Annotated in this window: 16 protein-coding genes; 8 read left to right on the plus strand and 8 right to left on the minus strand. The window is 68.4% G+C overall.

Annotated features, from left to right (window positions below):
* Positions 1-18: 18 nt before the first annotated feature.
* Entirely contained in the window at positions 19-1,509 is a 1,491-nt protein-coding gene (locus I7X18_RS06535; RefSeq protein ID WP_193047873.1) for an amino acid permease, read from the minus strand.
* 86 nt (positions 1,510-1,595) lie between these two features.
* Positions 1,596-2,393 carry a serine/threonine-protein kinase gene (locus I7X18_RS06540; RefSeq protein WP_193047872.1) on the minus strand — a complete coding sequence of 266 codons (798 nt, stop codon included), beginning with the start codon at positions 2,391-2,393 and terminating at the stop codon, positions 1,596-1,598.
* A 50-nt stretch (positions 2,394-2,443) separates the two neighbouring features.
* On the opposite strand from I7X18_RS06540, the gene I7X18_RS06545 reads away from it, so the two are divergent.
* The 8 genes from I7X18_RS06545 to I7X18_RS06580 all read left to right on the plus strand — a co-directional run bounded on the left by I7X18_RS06545 (position 2,444) and on the right by I7X18_RS06580 (position 12,685).
* Positions 2,444-3,412, plus strand: coding sequence for a 4-(cytidine 5'-diphospho)-2-C-methyl-D-erythritol kinase (locus tag I7X18_RS06545; protein ID WP_193047871.1), 969 nt, complete (start codon positions 2,444-2,446; stop codon positions 3,410-3,412).
* A gap of 326 nt (positions 3,413-3,738) precedes the next feature.
* Entirely contained in the window at positions 3,739-5,373 is a 1,635-nt protein-coding gene (locus I7X18_RS06550; protein ID WP_193047870.1) for a fatty acyl-AMP ligase, read from the plus strand.
* 134 nt (positions 5,374-5,507) lie between these two features.
* Positions 5,508-6,845: a sugar ABC transporter substrate-binding protein gene (locus I7X18_RS06555; protein WP_193047869.1), complete on the plus strand. Its 1,338-nt coding sequence runs from the start codon at positions 5,508-5,510 to the stop codon at positions 6,843-6,845.
* On the plus strand, positions 6,842-8,404 hold the full coding sequence (locus tag I7X18_RS06560; RefSeq protein ID WP_193047868.1) for a sugar ABC transporter ATP-binding protein: 1,563 nt from the start codon (positions 6,842-6,844) through the stop codon (positions 8,402-8,404). Before I7X18_RS06555 ends, I7X18_RS06560 begins: the two co-directional genes overlap by 4 nt.
* A 7-nt stretch (positions 8,405-8,411) precedes the next feature.
* A complete protein-coding gene (locus I7X18_RS06565) occupies positions 8,412-9,449 on the plus strand; it encodes an ABC transporter permease (RefSeq protein WP_193047867.1) in 1,038 nt (345 codons plus the stop codon).
* Between the two features lie 5 nt (positions 9,450-9,454).
* Positions 9,455-10,834 carry an LLM class flavin-dependent oxidoreductase gene (locus tag I7X18_RS06570; protein ID WP_193047866.1) on the plus strand — a complete coding sequence of 460 codons (1,380 nt, stop codon included), beginning with the start codon at positions 9,455-9,457 and terminating at the stop codon, positions 10,832-10,834.
* Between the two features lie 52 nt (positions 10,835-10,886).
* The gene (locus I7X18_RS06575) at positions 10,887-11,840 is read left to right on the plus strand and encodes an efflux ABC transporter ATPase subunit, DrrA-related (RefSeq protein ID WP_193047865.1); all 954 of its coding nucleotides are present in this window, start codon (positions 10,887-10,889) and stop codon (positions 11,838-11,840) included.
* Positions 11,837-12,685 carry an ABC transporter permease gene (locus tag I7X18_RS06580; RefSeq protein WP_193047864.1) on the plus strand — a complete coding sequence of 283 codons (849 nt, stop codon included), beginning with the start codon at positions 11,837-11,839 and terminating at the stop codon, positions 12,683-12,685. Before I7X18_RS06575 ends, I7X18_RS06580 begins: the two co-directional genes overlap by 4 nt.
* A gap of 44 nt (positions 12,686-12,729) precedes the next feature.
* On the opposite strand, the gene pth is transcribed toward I7X18_RS06580, so the two are convergent.
* From pth to I7X18_RS06605, 6 genes are all read right to left on the minus strand, one after another.
* A complete protein-coding gene (pth, locus tag I7X18_RS06585; protein WP_193047863.1) occupies positions 12,730-13,308 on the minus strand; it encodes an aminoacyl-tRNA hydrolase in 579 nt (192 codons plus the stop codon).
* 6 nt (positions 13,309-13,314) lie between these two features.
* Positions 13,315-13,980 (minus strand): 50S ribosomal protein L25/general stress protein Ctc, encoded by a 666-nt coding sequence (locus I7X18_RS06590; RefSeq protein ID WP_193047862.1) that lies wholly within the window; start codon positions 13,978-13,980, stop codon positions 13,315-13,317.
* A 159-nt stretch (positions 13,981-14,139) separates the two neighbouring features.
* A complete protein-coding gene (locus I7X18_RS29815; RefSeq protein WP_264296016.1) occupies positions 14,140-14,271 on the minus strand; it encodes a hypothetical protein in 132 nt (43 codons plus the stop codon).
* A gap of 18 nt (positions 14,272-14,289) precedes the next feature.
* Positions 14,290-14,946: an LpqN/LpqT family lipoprotein gene (locus I7X18_RS06595; RefSeq protein ID WP_193047861.1), complete on the minus strand. Its 657-nt coding sequence runs from the start codon at positions 14,944-14,946 to the stop codon at positions 14,290-14,292.
* Positions 14,943-15,281, minus strand: coding sequence for an arsenate reductase (glutaredoxin) (arsC, locus tag I7X18_RS06600; protein WP_193047860.1), 339 nt, complete (start codon positions 15,279-15,281; stop codon positions 14,943-14,945). Before arsC ends, I7X18_RS06595 begins: the two co-directional genes overlap by 4 nt.
* Positions 15,282-16,262, minus strand: coding sequence for a ribose-phosphate diphosphokinase (locus I7X18_RS06605; protein WP_193047859.1), 981 nt, complete (start codon positions 16,260-16,262; stop codon positions 15,282-15,284).
* Positions 16,263-16,341: the final 79 nt, after the last annotated feature.

Consider the following 16,341-nt stretch of genomic DNA (forward strand, 5'->3'; position numbering starts at 1 on the left):
TGCAGCCCGACGCCGGGCCTACGGTGACGGCTTGTCGCGGTCGCTGTGCTCGTCCATCAGTCGGGTCTCGGCACGGATCGGGTAATCGCCGGTGTATCCGATTCGCTCCTGCGCCATGGCCAGCACCCGTCCGCGCACCGCGTACCAACCCGCCGCCAACGTCGGCACGATGATCAGCAGTGCGATGAGGTTCCAGTAGTTCTCGTAACACATGAGCGCGGTGACCCCGACCAGGAAGACCAGGGTGGCGTAGCTCGTGTAGGGCGTGCCGAACAGCCGGAAGCTCGGCCGCTCCAGGATGCCCTTCTTCGACCAGCGGTACAGCTGGATCTGGCAGATCACGATGGTGCCCCACGACGCGATGATGCCCAGCGCCGACAGGTCGAGTGCGATGTTGAACGCCTCCGACGGCACCACCATGTTCAGGAAGACCCCGACGACGGTGAAGGCCGCCGTCAGCGCGATACCTGCCCAGGGCACACCGCTGCCGGACATCTTCGCGGTGAACTTCGGGGCGCTGCCGTTCATCGACATCGACCGCAGTATCCGGCCGGTGGAGTAGAGCCCGGCGTTCAGACTGGACAGGGCCGCGGTGAGGACGACGAAGTTCATGATGTCGCCGGCGGCGGGCACGCCGATCTTGGAGAAGAACGTCACGAACGGGCTGGTGCCCTCCTCGTACGAGGTGTACGGCAGCAGCAGCGCCAGCAGGACCAGTGAGCCGACGTAGAACACCGCGATCCGCAGGATGACCGAGTTGATCGCCCGCGGCATCACCTTGGGCGGGTCCTCGGTCTCACCCGCGGCGGTCCCGACCAGTTCGACGGCGGCGTAGGCGAAGATGACGCCCGAGGTGATGATCACCAGTTGCAGCACACCGGTGGGCAGGAGTCCGCCGTTGGCGGCGATCACCGACGGACCCGTGGTCTGCCCCTCGATCGAGAAGCGGCCGGCCAGGAAGACGATGCCGACCACCAGGAAGATGACCAGCGCGACGACCTTGATGAGTGCCGCCCAGAACTCCATCTCCCCGAACCACTTGACCGAGATCATGTTGACGGCCAGGACGATCACCAGGGCGACGAGCGCGATGGACCACTGGGGAATGGCCTCGAAGGCACCCCAGTAGTGCATGTAGAGCGCGATCGCGGTGACATCGACGATCGACGTGCAGGCCCAGTTGAAGAAGTACATCCAGCCGGCCACGTATGCGGCCTTCTCGCCGAGGAACTCACGCGCATAGGAGACGAACGACCCCGACGACGGCCGGTGCAGCACAAGCTCTCCGAGCGCTCGCAGGATGAAGAAGACGAACACCCCGCAGATGGCATAGACGATGAACAACCCCGGCCCCGCCGAGTTGAGCCGGCCGCCTGCGCCCATGAACAGGCCGGTACCGATCGCCCCGCCGATCGCAATCATCTGCAGCTGACGGGGTTTGAGCCCTTTGTGATAGCCCTCCTCCTCGTGGGCGAGTGCGGAGTTGTCGTACGGCGCGGGCGCGGTCATAGCGCGTAGCTTGCCGTGGCCGGGTAAACGCAAACGCCACTGCGGTTAAAGCCCTGTAACGGCGGTGCGGCTCAGTACGGTGCGGCTCAGTACAAGGTGCGGCTGAGCAGCCGAATCATCTCCTCGCAGGACTGGTAACGGCTCTCAGGGTTCTTCGCGAGCGCCTTGGCCAGAATCGAGTCGAAGGCGCGCGGGATCCAGGAGAGCTTGCGCGACAGCTGCGGTGGCGGCCGCCGGAGGTGGGCGTCCATCAGTTCCATCGCGGTTTTCGTTCGGAACGGCGGGGCACCGCAGATCACCTCGACAGCGGTGCACGCCAGGGCATATTCGTCGACCGCCGCCGTCGGTGCCCGCCCGGTGAGCAGTTCGGGCGCCGAGTACGGCAGCGACGCCTCCACCCGGGTGGGCGGCTCGGTGACCTCGTCGGCTACCGAATATGCCGCGCCGAAATCGATGAGCACCGCACCGCCCGATCGAAAATCCTTGTGCGTGAGGATGTTTGTGGGCTTGACGTCGCAGTGCACGATTCCGCGGCGATGGATGTGGTCCAGCGCGTCGGCGATCTGGCCCAGCGCGGCGAGCCGTTCGCTCATGGTCACCACGTTCGTCAGCGGGCCACCGTCGAGGAAATCCATGGCCAGCCAGTCGGGACCCGCGTCGTACATCGTCACCACATGCGGATGGTCCACGCTGCGGCCGAGGTCGAACTCGCGGTGTAACCGCGCGAGATCGCTGTGACCCCGACGTCTCTCGTGGAGCACCTTGAGTGCGACGATGCGGTCGGGTTCGACCCACTCGTGTGCGCGGTAGACCAGCGCGCGCCCACCATGGCCCAGTAGACGGTCCACGACGTAACCCTCGAACCGGTCGCCGGGTACGAGCACGGCACGAGCCTAAGGTTTGCGCGGCGCTGGTGCGCGGATAGTGTCGAACGGTGCGCAACGGCAACACCGCTTCCGAGTGGGTGCCCACCGGGTCGGTCACCGTGCGGGTGCCCGGAAAGGTCAACCTGTTCCTCGGGGTCGGTGAACTGCGGGACGACGGCTATCACGACCTGACGACGGTCTTCCACGCCGTCTCGCTGCTCGACGAGGTCACGGTCTCGACGGCCGATGCGCTGTCGGTGGAGCTGTCCGGTGAGGGTGTGGAGTCGCTGCCCACCGATCGGCGCAACCTCGCGTGGCGAGCGGCCGAGCTGATGGCCGACCACGTCGGCAGGGCGCCCGACGTGGCGATCACGATCGAGAAGTCGATCCCGGTGGCAGGCGGCATGGCAGGCGGGAGCGCCGACGCCGCGGCCGTGCTGGTCGCGATGAATCACCTGTGGGAACTCGGTGTGCCCCGGCGCGATCTGCACACCATGGCCGCGCAACTCGGCAGTGACGTGCCGTTCGCACTGCACGGCGGCACCGCGCTCGGCACGGGCCGCGGTGAGGAGCTCGCGACGGTGCTGGCCCGCAGCACATTCCACTGGGTGCTCGCGTTCGCGCGCAAGGGTCTGTCGACGCCGAAGGTGTTCGGTGAGCTCGACCGGTTGCGCGCGACCGCCGGGACCAACCGGGCCGAACCCGCCCGGCTGGCGGATCCGGAACCGATGCTGGCCGCGCTGGCGTCCGGGGATGCCGACCAGCTGGCTCCGTTGCTCGGCAACGATCTGCAGGCGGCGGCGCTGAGCCTCTACCCGGAGCTGCGGCGCACGCTGAGGGCCGGCATGGAGGCCGGTGCGCTCGCGGGGATCGTCTCCGGTTCGGGGCCGACGTGCGCCTTCCTGTGTACGTCGTCGCCCGCGGCGATCGACGTCGGCGCCCGGCTGGCCGGTGCCGGGGTGTGCCGGACCGTGCGGGTGGCCAGCGGGCCGGTGCAGGGGGCGCGCGTCGTGCCCGCGCCGTCATCGTCGGTGTGATCGCCGGGTCGTTCGGGTGTGACCCACGCCTCAATCCGCGCTTTGGTTTGGCAGTTACTTAAGGGTCTCTTAAGATGGTCGACGGTGAAAGCTAGCGGTCGAGCACCGGACGCGTGTCCTTTCCCGCCGGCGTCGCCGGCGGGTGTCGAGGTGGACCCGCAGGGCCTGGTCCGGCCGGGCTCGCACCTTCCGACCGGGCACGACCGCCCATCACCGTTTCGATACCCAACTGCTCCTGAATCGTGTGCGCGTGCCTACTCGGCATCGCTCGTGGACAGGCGGAGCATGAGATGCCGGGCAGTGGCGCCGGTCCCCAGGAGGATGCCGTGAGCAGGTTCACCGAGAAGATGTACCGCAACGCGCGAACCGTGAGCACCGGCATGGTGACCGGAGAGCCGCACGAGCCAGTCCGCCACACCTGGGGTGAGGTTCACGAACGGGCGCGCCAGATCGCCGGAGGGCTCGCCGCCGCCGGTATCGGCCCCGGCGACGCCGTCGGTGTGCTGGCCGGTTTCCCGGTCGAGATCGCCCCGACCGCCCAGGGTGTCTGGATGCGCGGCGCGAGCCTGACGATGCTGCACCAGCCCACCCCGCGCACCGACCTCGCCATGTGGGCCGAGGACACCGTGACCGTCATCGGGATGATCGAGGCCAAGGCCGTGATCGTGTCCGAACCGTTCAACGTCGCGATCCCGGTGCTGGAGGAGAAGGGCCTGCTGGTGCTGACGGTGGCCGATCTGCTGGCCGCGGAGCCCATCGACCCGGTCGAGGTCGGCGAGGACGATCTGGCGCTCATGCAGCTGACCTCGGGATCCACCGGGTCACCGAAGGCCGTACAGATCACCCACCGCAACATCCACTCCAACGCCGAGGCGATGTTCATCGGCGCCGAGTACGACGTCACCAAGGACGTCATGGTCAGCTGGCTGCCCTGCTTCCACGACATGGGCATGGTCGGGTTCCTGACCATCCCGATGTACTTCGGCGCCGAACTGGTCAAGGTCACGCCGATGGACTTCCTGCGCGACACCCTGCTGTGGGCGCGGCTCATCGACAAGTACAAGGGCACGATGACGGCCGCGCCGAACTTCGCGTACGCGCTGCTGGCCAAGCGACTGCGCCGCCAGGCGACCCCGGGCGAGTTCGATCTGTCCACGCTGCGGTTCGCGCTCTCGGGCGCCGAACCGGTCGAACCGGCCGACGTCGAGGACCTCATCGACGCGGGCAAGCCGTTCAACTTGGCGCCCGAGGCGATCCTGCCGGCCTACGGCATGGCCGAGACCACGCTGGCGGTGTCGTTCTCCAAGTGCGGCGCGGGTCTGGTGGTCGACGAGGTCGACGCCGACCTGCTGGCCGCGCTGCGCCGCGCCGTGCCCGCCACCAAGGGCAACACCAAGCGGCTGGCCACCCTCGGCCCGCTGCTCGAGGGTCTCGAGGCCCGCATCATCGACGAGCAGGGCAACGTGATGCCCGCCCGCGGAGTCGGTGTCATCGAGCTGCGCGGTGAGCCGCTGACGCCCGGTTACATCACGATGGGCGGTTTCGTGCCGGCCCAGGACGAGCACGGCTGGTATGACACCGGCGACCTCGGTTACCTCACCGAGGAGGGCCACGTCGTGGTGTGCGGCCGCGTCAAGGACGTGATCATCATGGCCGGCCGCAACATCTACCCGACCGACATCGAACGGGCCGCGGGCCGTGTCGAGGGTGTGCGCCCCGGTTGCGCCGTCGCGGTGCGCCTGGACGCGGGGCATTCGCGCGAGACCTTCGCCGTCGCCGTGGAGTCCAACGCCTGGCAGGACCCCGACGAGGTGCACCGCCTCGAGCGTCAGGTCGCCCACGAGGTGGTGGCCGAGGTCGACGTGCGGCCGCGCAACGTCGTGGTGCTGGGTCCGGGCACGATCCCGAAGACGCCGTCGGGCAAGCTGCGCCGCGCCAACTCGGTCTCGCTCGTCACCTAATCCCCGCGACCGCGCGTGTCTGTACGCAGACACGCCGCGCCAAGCGGACAAAGGTGTGCGCTCGCGGTGACGGCATTGACGCAGCGTGATCGAAACCGTTCTGCGCGAAGGCGTCTCGCGCCACGATGGTCGGCATGCCTGTGCCGCCGCTGCGCCGTGAGCAGCTCGACGGAATACTCGACCGCCTCGACACCACCGGAATCGGCCGTCGAGACCTGCTGAAGGTGTTCGGCGCCGCCGGTGCGCTGGCCGCCGCAGGCGCGGTCGCGGGCGGAGTCGGCCGATTCGCCGGTGAGGCGAGCGCGTCGGTGGTGGCGCACGACAAGGTCGCCATCCTCACCAACTCCCGCGACTCTGAATACAGCATCACCTGGGAGGCAGGCGGTCTCGCGGCAGCGAAGCAACTCGGCCTGCGCGCCGTCGCGCTCGACGCGCACTGGAACGCCACCGAGCAGGTCAACCAGTTCAACCAGATCAGCGGGCAGGGTTATGGTTCGGCGATCCTGCTGTCCACTGACGGCGCCGCGGTCAAGAGCATCGCCAAACAGGCCGACCGCACCAGGACCTACATGTCCAGCGCATGGGACACCGCGCCGTGGAACACGCCGTGGGACAGCGCCGGCTACTACGCCCAGTACAGCCAGGCCGACGAGTTCACCGCCGAATCCCAGGTCGTCGAACAACTCCTGCGCAGCATCGGCGGCGAGGGCACCGTCATTCGAATCGCCGGCGCCGCAGGCAGTCTCGCCGAAGAGCAGCGCCGCACCGCCGCCGAGGAGGTGCTCGCGAAGTATCCGAAGGTCCGGCTGGCGGGCAGCCTCAACACCGACTGGAGCCCCCAGCAGTCGCAGCAGGCCACCGGTGCGCTGCTGAGCCGGTTTCCCGACACCGTGGGCGTCATCGCGGTCAACGACGACGTCGCGACCGGAGCGGTCGCCGCCATCCGCGGCATCGGCAAGGCGCCCGGAAAAGACGTCCTGGTCGTCGGGGCCAACGGCAGCAACGAGGGCATCAACCGCGTCGCCGACGGCGCCCAGCTCGCCACCACCGGAAACTCGCCCGCCTACTGCGGTTTCCAGCAGGTCACCCGGCTCTACGACATGCAACGCGGCTGGACACCCGATCCGGCCGAACGCATGCTGCAGTGGCGCGCCATCCTCATCACCCGCGACAACGTCGCCGGCTATCAGGCGCGGTTCGTCCACCAGCCGCCGGACCGACAGGTCAACGCGACACTGCTGTCGCGGGTGCAGAGCCCGCAGAACTGGGACACCCAGTTCCTCACCTATCCGATCGTCGATCTGGAGCGGCAGTTCGTCGGCCTGCCCAAACCCGCCGGGTGGACGGCCCCGCAGGCGTGGCTCGACGCAAAAACCGACGGTTCGTTCGAGCGCATCACCGCGCTTTACCGCGACCATTTCCGTTCCGACCCACTCAAATCCACACCAGACCACCAGGGACGCCAGATATGACCACCAGTCCGCATCTACGTATCACGGGGCTCTCCCAAAGTTTCGGTTCCCACCGGGCGCTGCGCGACGTCAGCCTCGACCTCGACCGCGGCCAGGTCCTCGGCCTGATCGGCGAGAACGGCGCGGGCAAGAGCACATTGCTCAACATCGTCTCCGGGGTGTTGGCACCCGACGCCGGGACGGTCGAACTGGCAGGTGAGCCCATCCGGCCGCGCAGCTACCAGGAAGCCAACCGACTGGGCATCTTCCGGGTGTTCCAGGACACCTCGCTGGTCGCTGACCTGACGATCGCCGAGAATCTGTTCTTCGGATGGGAAGCGCTGTTCCGCAACAGGTTCGGACTCATCGATCACCAACGCCGCCGCCGCGAGGCGGCCGAGGCGCTGGAGCAGGTCGGGCTCACCGACATCGACGTCCGGCGTCCGGTGAGCACTCTCGCTGTCGGCGCGCGTCAGGGTCTGGACATCGCGCGTGCCACGACACTGGCCCGCAAGCTCGAGATCGAAGCACCGGTCGTGCTTTTCGACGAACCCACCACCGCCCTCGACCAGTCACACGAGGAGAACTTCCTGCGCCTACTGAAGCGGCTCGAGGGCTGGGCGTCGGTGGTGTTCGTCTCCCACCGACTCCAGGAGATCCTCCGTTCGACGCACCGCATCGTGGTGCTCAAGGACGGGCAGGTGTCCGGCGGGCTGCCGACCGTCGACGCCGACGAGGACACGCTGCACCGCCTCATGGTCGGCCGGGTCCGCACCGCGAACTACTATCGCCAACCGGCACAACCGAATCCGAACCAGGTGGCCCGCCTGCGCGCCCACGGTATCAGTGTGCTGCCGCTCGTCGCCGGGGTCTCCCTCGAGGTGGCGGGGGGTGAGATCCTCGGCCTTGCCGGCGCCGAGGGGTCGGGCAAGCGGGTGATCGGCGAGGCCGTCGCGGGTGCGGTCGCCCGCGACGGCGGCACCGTCGAGGTCGACGGCGAGGCGATCACGCCGTCGTCGGTGAGCGCCGCCGTGGACCGCGGACTGGTATTCGTGCCCGCCGACCGAAAAGACAAGGGGCTCATCCTCTCCGCGTCGATCTCCGACAATCTGCAGTTGCCGATCCTCGACCGTCGCTACCGCACCCGCCTCGGACTGTGGGACCGGGCGGCGGCCCGCCGCGACGCCCAGCGGGTGATCGACCAGCTCGGGGTGGTCACCCGCACCATCGACACACCGGTATCGGCGCTGTCGGGCGGCAATCAGCAGAAGGTGCTGATCGCCAAATGGCTCGGCCCTGACCCCAAAGTGGTAGTGCTCGACAACCCCACCCAGGGCGTCGACACCGGTGCGCGCGAGGGAATCTACGAACTCATCCGCGGCATCGCCGCATCCGGCGCCGCCATCCTGCTGATCAGCGATGACCTGTCCGAACTGATCGGACTGTCCGACCGCATCGGCGTCGTCGTCGACGGCGCGGTGACCGAGTACGTCGACGCACCGGGCGACGCCAAACCCGACGAACACTCCATCGTGGCCAAGATGATCGCCACCCCCACCCCCGCCCTCACCGCATCCTAGGAGCGCCATGACCGCGACCGACGTCACCGACACCACCGCCCCCGCCCCGCTACCCGCTCCGGAACCGTTGGCGGACAGCCTCTCTGCGGCACACCGCAAGGCGGTGACGGCCCGCTTCGTCGACATCCTGCCGATCGCCACCCTTGCTGCGCTGGTGCTGTTCTTCAGCGTGCGCTCCGAGGCGTTCCTGTCGGCGGAGAACCTGACCCTGCTGTCCGGGCAGGCCGGTGTGCTGCTGCTCGTGGCACTCGGCGCCACCCTCGTGGTGCTCACCGGCAGCATCGACCTGTCCGTCGGCGCGGTGGTGCTGCTGACCTCCGCGGTGGTCGGCACCGTCCTGGCCGGCGGGGTCACCAGCGCCTGGCTGGCGATATTGGTGGCCCTCGGCGTCGGCGTGGTGACCGGCGGCCTCAACGGGCTGGTGTTCGCCTACGGGCGGGTGCCGTCGTTCATCACGACTCTCGGCTCGCTGTCGGTGTTCTCGGGCATCGCGCTGCTGCTGATCAACGGCAAGGCCGTCCCGTTCGCCGCGCCGAACGTCGAGCGGCTGTCCACCGGGCAGCTCATTCCCAACGTGCAGAACGCGGCGCTCATCGCGCTGCTGGCGCTGGCCGTGGTGTGGGTGCTGTCCAAGCGCACCAGCTTCGGGCTCTACGTCTACGCGATCGGGGGTAACGAGGAAGTCGTCCGGCTCGCGGGCATCAAGGTCGCCCGCGTCAAGGCCGCCACCCTGGTGCTCTCCGGTGTCACGGCCGCGTTGGCCGGCCTGCTGCTGGCAGGGCAGCTGAGCGCCGCGGGTCCCTCGCTCGGCTCGACGTCGCTACTCGACTCGGTCGCGGCCATCGCGATCGGCGGCACCGCACTGTCCGGCGGTCGCGGCGGGGTCGGCCGCACCCTGCTGGGTGTACTGCTGCTGGTGGTGTTGTCCAACGGGCTCAACCAGCTCGGTGTGCAGAGCTTCACGCAGACCGTCATCAAGGGTCTGGTCATCATCGTCGCCGTGGTGTTCACCACCGCGTCCACCCGCCGCCTCACGGTCAAGTAGGGGATATGACGAAGTCTCCTGAACCGCTGCACTTCTCGGCGTTCGTGATGAACACGACGTCGCACATCCTGCAGGGCCTGTGGCGGACGCCCGACGCCCGGCAGACTGATTTCAACGACCTCGAACACTGGGTGTCGCTGGCCAAGGTACTCGAACGGGGCCGGTTCGACTTCATCTTCTTCGCCGACGTCGTCGGGCTCTACGGCGACTACGGCGGGTCTTACGAGAAGTATGTGCAGAGCGGGCTGCAGATCCCGAGCAACGACCCGAGCGTCATCGCGTCGGCGATCGCTTACAACACCACCGATCTGGGCATCGCGATCACCAGTTCGGTGATCCAGGAGCACCCGTTCAACTTCGCCCGCAAGATGTCCACCCTCGACCACGCCTCCCATGGCCGGATCGCCTGGAACATCGTGACCAACGCCCTGGCCAACGGCGCACGCAACTTCGGGTTCGACGAACTCGAGGAGCATGACGAGCGGTACCGCTGGGCCGACGAGTACGTCGACGTCGCCTACAAGTTGTGGGAGGGGTCGTGGGACGACGGCGCCCTGCTGGCCGACCGCGAGCGGGGCCTGCACGGCGATTTCGCGAAGATCCACAAGATCCACCACGTCGGCGAGCGCTACCGGGTGGAGGGGCCGCATCTGGTCGCCCCGTCGCCGCAGCGCACGCCGGTGCTGTTCCAGGCCGGCTCGTCCGAGGCCGGGCGGGAGTTCGCAGCCCGCAACGCCGAAGCGCAGTTCATCATCACCCCCGGCCCGCGCCAGGCCCGTGCGCTCATCGACGACACCCGCCGCCGGGTGGTGCGGCACGGCCGCGGCGCACACGATCTGAAGTTCTTCCAGGGCCTGCACTTCGTCATCGGCAGCACGGAGGCCGAAGCCCGCCGCAAGGAGGCCGAACTCGACGAGGCCATCGACCTCGACGGGATGGTCGCGCACCTGTCGGGCGCGGTCGGCGTCGACTTCGGCGGCCATCCGCTCGACACCCCTCTGGGCGACATCGCCCACACCGACGGCACCCGCAGCATCGTGACGTGGGTGCAGGAGTCGGTGTCGGGCCGGGAGGCGACAGTCCGCGACCTCGGGCTGCTGCAGGGCCGAAACTCGCGGGTGGTGGGCACCCCGGAGAGCATCGCCGATCAGCTCGCGCAGTGGCGTGACGCCGGCGTGGACGGAATCAACGTCGTCAACGCCACCATCCCGGGCAGCTACGTCGACTTCGTCGACCACGTCATCCCGGTGCTGCAGGACCGCGGCCTGGCCCAGCGCGAGTACTCGCCGGGGACGACGCGGGCCAAGCTGTTCGGCTCCGACCTGCTGCCCGGCACGCATCCCGCCGCGCGCTACCGGGGCGCGTTCAGCCAGGTGGCCGTCTGACCGTCGGAATTTCGTTCGCCGGGTGTCGCACCGCCCGGCTACCGTCGTGGGCATGACACCGGCCATCGAAGCGATCGACCTGGTGAAGCGGTTCGGCGACCAGGTCGCGGTGGACGGGGTGAGTTTCACCGTCCCCGCCGGCACGGTGCTCGGGCTCCTCGGCCCCAACGGGGCGGGCAAGACCACCACCGTGCGGATGATGACGACGTTGAGCGTGCCGACGAGTGGCACCGCGCGGGTCGCCGGATTCGACGTGCGCCGCGAACCCGACCAGGTGCGCCGCAACATGGGGCTGACCGGTCAGGTGGCCACCGTCGACGAACTGCTCACCGGCCGCGAGAACATCCGCATGATCGGCGGGCTCTACGGCATCCGTCGCAAGGAACTGGCCCGGGTGGGCGACGAACTGCTCGAGCGGTTCTCGATCGGCTACGCCGCGGACCGGGTGGTGAAGTCCTACTCCGGGGGGATGCGGCGGCGCCTCGACCTCGCGGTCAGCCTGCTGGCCGCCCCGCCGGTGCTCTTCCTCGACGAGCCGACCACCGGGCTGGACCCGCGCAGCCGCAGTGAGCTGTGGGAGGTGCTGCGCGGCCTCGTCGAAGGCGGCACGACCCTGCTGCTGACCACGCAGTACCTGGAGGAGGCCGACCAGTTGGCGGACAACATCGTGGTGATCGACAAGGGCCGCATCATCGCTCAGGGGTCCCCGCTGGAACTGAAGCGTCAGGCCGGCAACGCCAGCCTGGTGGTGACGGTCGCCGACGGTGACGACCTCGCGGCGGCCCAGGCACTGCTGGCCAAGACGGGCGCGGAGGTGTTCGTCGACCGGGGCGCCCGCCGGCTGACCGCCGCCGCCGACGGGCTGACCGATATGGTCCGCGTCGCCGGCTGGCTGCGGGACAGCGATATCGACGTCGACGACATCGGCCTGTCGCGGCCCAGCCTCGACGACGTGTTCCTCTCACTGACCGGCCATCGCACCGAGGACGAGGAGGCCAGCGCATGACCGCCGTCGACTCGCGGCCCCAGGAGCAGTCCCGCCGCCCGTCGACCCATCGCACCAATCTCGCGCAGCAGTCCTGGATCATGGTCAAACGCAACATGATCCACACCAAACGGATGCCGGAGATGCTCAGCGACGTCACCGCGCAGCCGATCATGTTCGTGCTGCTGTTCGCATTCGTCTTCGGGGCGTCGATCACCAACACCGGCGGCGCCTCCTACCGGGAGTTCCTGCTGCCCGGCATCCAGGCCCAGACCATCGTGTTCTCCGCGTTCGTGGTGGCCGCAGGCATCACCGCCGATGTCGAGAAGGGGATCATCGACCGGTTCCGGTCGCTGCCGATCTCGCGGTCGTCGGTGCTGATCGGGCGCAGCATCGCCAGCGTGATCCACTCGTCGCTGGGTGTGGTCGTGATGGCGCTGACCGGCCTGGCGATCGGGTGGCGCATCCGCGGCAGCGTCGGTGAGGCAGCGCTGGCGTTCGCGCTGCTGCTGTTGTTCGGGTTCGGGATGATCTGGTTCGGCATCCTGATCGGCTCGCTGATGCGCACGGTCGAGGCGGTCAACGGCGTCATGTTCACCGCGCTGTTCCCGATGACGTTCCTGGCCAACACGTTCGTGCCGACCGAGCCGATGCCGCACTGGCTGCGGGTGATCGCCGAGTGGAATCCGGTGTCCTCACTGGCGCAGGCGATGCGGGAACTGTGGGGCAACGGCGGCCCGGCCGCGCCCGATGCGCAGTTGCCGCTGCACCATCCGGTGCTGGCGACGGTGCTGTGGTCGTTGGCGCTGACTGCCGTGTTCGCACCGTTCGCTTTGCGTGCCTACGCCAAGCGCACCGGCGGCTGACGTCCCTGCCTGAACGTCCCTGCTCGCGGGGAGAAGCGCCATGTTCAGGCCCAGGCGTGCACGAGATTCTGGGCCGGCTCCAACCCCTGGGCGATCAGCAGCTCGGTGGCGTCCGCGGCCTGCTCGCAGATCGTCGGCACCTCCGCCCGTTCGGGGGCGGTGAACGGTTCGAGCACGTACGTCGCCGCGTCCTTACGGCCGGGCGGCCGGCCGACGCCCACCCGGACACGCTGAAAATCCTTGGTGCCCAACGCCGCCGCCACCGATTTCAGGCCGTTGTGACCCGCGACACCGCCGCCGAACTTGAGCCGGATGCGGCCGAAGTCGATGTCGAGTTCGTCGTGGATCACGATGATGTCGGCGGGTGCCACGGAGTAGAACTTCGCGAGCGGGCCGACATTGCGGCCCGATTCGTTCATGTACGTCCGCGGTTTGGCGACCACGATGGCCCTGCCCGCCAGGCGGCCGGTCACGATGTCGGCGCCGGACTTCCGGTGCGCCTTGAATCCTGAACCGATCCGCCCGGCCAGCAGATCCGCAACCATGAAGCCGACGTTGTGGCGGGTCTTGGCGTAGTTGGGCCCGGGATTTCCCAGGCCCACCACCAGCAACGGCTCGGCCATATCGGGTTATTCGGCCGATTCCTCGGCGGCCTCGGCAGCTTCGGCCTCGGCGACCTCGACGGCCTGCTCCTCCAGCGAGGCGCCGCCGCCCTCGGATTCGAGTTCTTCCTCGGTCGGTGCCGCGACGACGTTGACCACCAGGAGCTCGGGATCCGAGACGAGCGTGACGCCGTCGGGCAGCTCGACCTGCGCGGCGGTCACCTGGGTGCCTGCCGCGACGCCCTCGACCGAGATGGTGAGCGACTCGGGGATCGACATCGCGTCGGACTCGATCTCGACGGTGTTGGCCTCCTGCGTCACCAGCGCGCCCGGCTCGGCGTCGCCCTCGACGAGGACGTTGACCTCGACGGTGACCTTCTCGCCGCGGCGCACCACGATGAGGTCGACGTGCTGGATGTTGCGGCGGATCGGGTGGATCACGAGCTGCTTGGGCAGCGCGAGCGCCTCGGTGCCCTCGATGTCGAGCGTCAGGACCGCGTTGGTGCCGAAGTTACGGAGCACCGCGGCCAGCTCACGCGCGGGGAGCTCGAGGTGCTGCGGGTCGGTGCCGTGGCCGTACAGGACCGCGGGCACCTTGCCCTCGCGGCGAGCGCGACGCGATGCGCCCTTGCCGGTCTCGGTGCGGACCTGGACGGCCAGGTTGTTCGGGGTGTGGGCCTTGGTCTTGGCCATGGTGTTGCTCCTGTGTGCCGGTTGTGGACACGGCGCGGGTGGCAACAGCCTGGAGAAAAAGCGTGTTCCCGTCGATAACGGTGGCCGGGCCACCCTCGCCGTGATGCGGCGTCGAGGTTACCGCAACCGGGTGCTCCGGCGGAAATCCGGAGCGGGGACCTAGACCGCGAACGCGGTGCCGGTGAGCAGCGCGGACAGCTCCCACAACGCCGTCGCGGTCTTGGGATCCCTGGCCCGGCGGCTGCGCCACACCGGACCGGACGGACCGCCGGCGGCGGTCCAGTCAGTCACGGCTGCCACTGTAGGCAGTCACTTCCTCGGTGCGACGGTGAAACCGGAGAGGATCGCCTCGATGTCCTTGCCGTACTTCTCCGCTTCGTTGGCGAAGCTCGTCACGGTCAGCTGGACGAGGTAGCGCTGGTTGGCCGGCGGCGCCCCGGTCGCGATGACGATGCGGTTGTAGCTCTGCATCCGCTGGCCGTTGAGGTCGTAGGTGCCCTCGACCATCGCCGACGGCAGCCCGCGCCAGTTGTCCTGTGAGGCGTTGAGTTCTGTGAAGTTCTCCGAGAGCCGGGCGTCGTCGTCGCCGTGTGTGACCGCCTCGGCGGGGTCGAACTGACCGGTCAGCTCGATCGCCACCAGCATCGCGATCGGGTAGGTGTCGCCCTTGGCGATCACCCGGGTGCCCGGTTCGAACTGCGTACCGGGATACGGCTGCCAGCCCGGTGGGGTCGGGATGCTCACGGTGAGATCGGGCAGCTTCTCCGGGGCGACGGTACGGCCGGTGACGCCGACTCCCTCGAGGTACTGGGCGATCGGCACCGGGGCCTCGGTGGGCGCCGACGACGTCGGGGGAGCGCTACTCGACGTGCTCCAGACCGATTGGTAGTCAGGGGTTTCCGCGCCGCACGCACTCGTGGCGAGAACCAGCAGCGCGACGGCCGCCGCGGCGCGGCGACCTGTCACAGGATCTCGCGCACCGCGTCGATCGGCCGCGCCAACCGGGTGCCCTTCTCGGTCACCACGAACGGGCGCTCGATGAGGATGGGGTGCTCGGCGAGGGCATCGAGAAGTTCGTCGTCGGTGGCGTCGGCCAGATTCAGCTCGGCGTAGAGCGATTCGCGTTTACGGACCGCGGCGCGCACCTCTATACCGGCGGCGGAGATCATCTCGGCGAGTTCGGCGCGCGACGGCGGTGTCTTGAGGTACTGCACGACCTGCGGCTCGATGCCGTTGTCGCGCAACAGGTCCAGAGTCTTGCGCGACGTCGAGCAGCGCGGGTTGTGGTAAATACGGGCCACTTACGCCGACCCGTCGAAAAGACTTGTCACCGAACCGTTGTCGAAGACCGCGCGGATGGTGTTGGCCAGCAGTGGGGCGATCGACAGCACGGTCAACTGCGGGAACTGCTTGTCCTCGCCGATGGGCAGCGTGTTGGTGACGATCACCTCGCGGGCCCCGGACTCCGCGAGCCGCTCGCGCGCCGGATCCGAGAGCACGCCGTGCGTCGCGGCGATGATCACATCACCGGCGCCGTCCTGCTTGAGCAGCTTGACCGCACCGGCGATGGTGCCACCGGTGTCGATCATGTCGTCGGTCAGCACGCAGGTCTTGCCCTTGACGTCACCGACCACGCGGTTGGACACCACCTGGTTGGGCACCAACGGATCGCGGGTCTTGTGAATGAACGCCAGCGGGACGCCGCCCAGCGCGTCGGCCCACTTCTCGGCGACGCGGACGCGGCCGGAGTCGGGGGAGACGACGACCATGTCGTGGCCGGTGTAGTTCTCGGCGATGTAGCCGGTCAGCAGCTTCTGCGCCCGCATGTGGTCCACCGGGCCGTCGAAGAAGCCCTGGATCTGATCGGTGTGCAGATCGACGGTGAGGATCCGGTTTGCGCCCGCGGTCTTGAGGAGGTCGGCGACCAGGCGGGCCGAGATCGGCTCGCGGCCGCGGTGCTTCTTGTCCTGCCGGGCATACGGATAGAACGGCAGGATCGCGGTGATCCGCTTCGCGCTGCCGCGCTTGAGCGCGTCGATCATCAACAGCTGTTCCATCAGGTGCTGGTTCAGCGGCGCCGGATGGGATTGCAGGACGAACGCGTCGCAGCCACGAACGGATTCGTCGAAGCGCACGAAGATCTCGCCGTTGGCGAAGTCACGCGCGGTCTGCGCGGTCACCGGGCTGTCGAGCTCCTTGGCGACCTGCTCCGCCAGTTCCGGGTGTGCGCGGCCCGAGAAGAGCATCAGATTCTTGCGGTTATCGGTCCACTCGGTGCCCACTGTGCGCCTCGCCGTTCGGGGATCGTGTCGGCCTCATCGTACGTAGCGATTCTGTGTGATCGTGCCCGGGTTGCCGGAT

This window comes from Mycolicibacterium baixiangningiae, assembly GCF_016313185.1.
Taxonomy (GTDB): Bacteria; Actinomycetota; Actinomycetes; order Mycobacteriales; family Mycobacteriaceae; genus Mycobacterium; species Mycobacterium baixiangningiae.

Coding starts and splice junctions, on each gene's coding strand:
- I7X18_RS06535 (WP_193047873.1), bottom strand. CDS start 1,509: ATGACCGCGCCCGCGCCGTACGACAACTCCGCACTCGCCCACGAGGAG.
- I7X18_RS06555 (WP_193047869.1), top strand. CDS start 5,508: ATGCCTGTGCCGCCGCTGCGCCGTGAGCAGCTCGACGGAATACTCGAC.
- I7X18_RS06560 (WP_193047868.1), top strand. CDS start 6,842: ATGACCACCAGTCCGCATCTACGTATCACGGGGCTCTCCCAAAGTTTC.
- I7X18_RS06565 (WP_193047867.1), top strand. CDS start 8,412: ATGACCGCGACCGACGTCACCGACACCACCGCCCCCGCCCCGCTACCC.
- I7X18_RS06570 (WP_193047866.1), top strand. CDS start 9,455: ATGACGAAGTCTCCTGAACCGCTGCACTTCTCGGCGTTCGTGATGAAC.
- I7X18_RS06575 (WP_193047865.1), top strand. CDS start 10,887: ATGACACCGGCCATCGAAGCGATCGACCTGGTGAAGCGGTTCGGCGAC.
- I7X18_RS06580 (WP_193047864.1), top strand. CDS start 11,837: ATGACCGCCGTCGACTCGCGGCCCCAGGAGCAGTCCCGCCGCCCGTCG.
- pth (WP_193047863.1), bottom strand. CDS start 13,308: ATGGCCGAGCCGTTGCTGGTGGTGGGCCTGGGAAATCCCGGGCCCAAC.
- I7X18_RS06590 (WP_193047862.1), bottom strand. CDS start 13,980: ATGGCCAAGACCAAGGCCCACACCCCGAACAACCTGGCCGTCCAGGTC.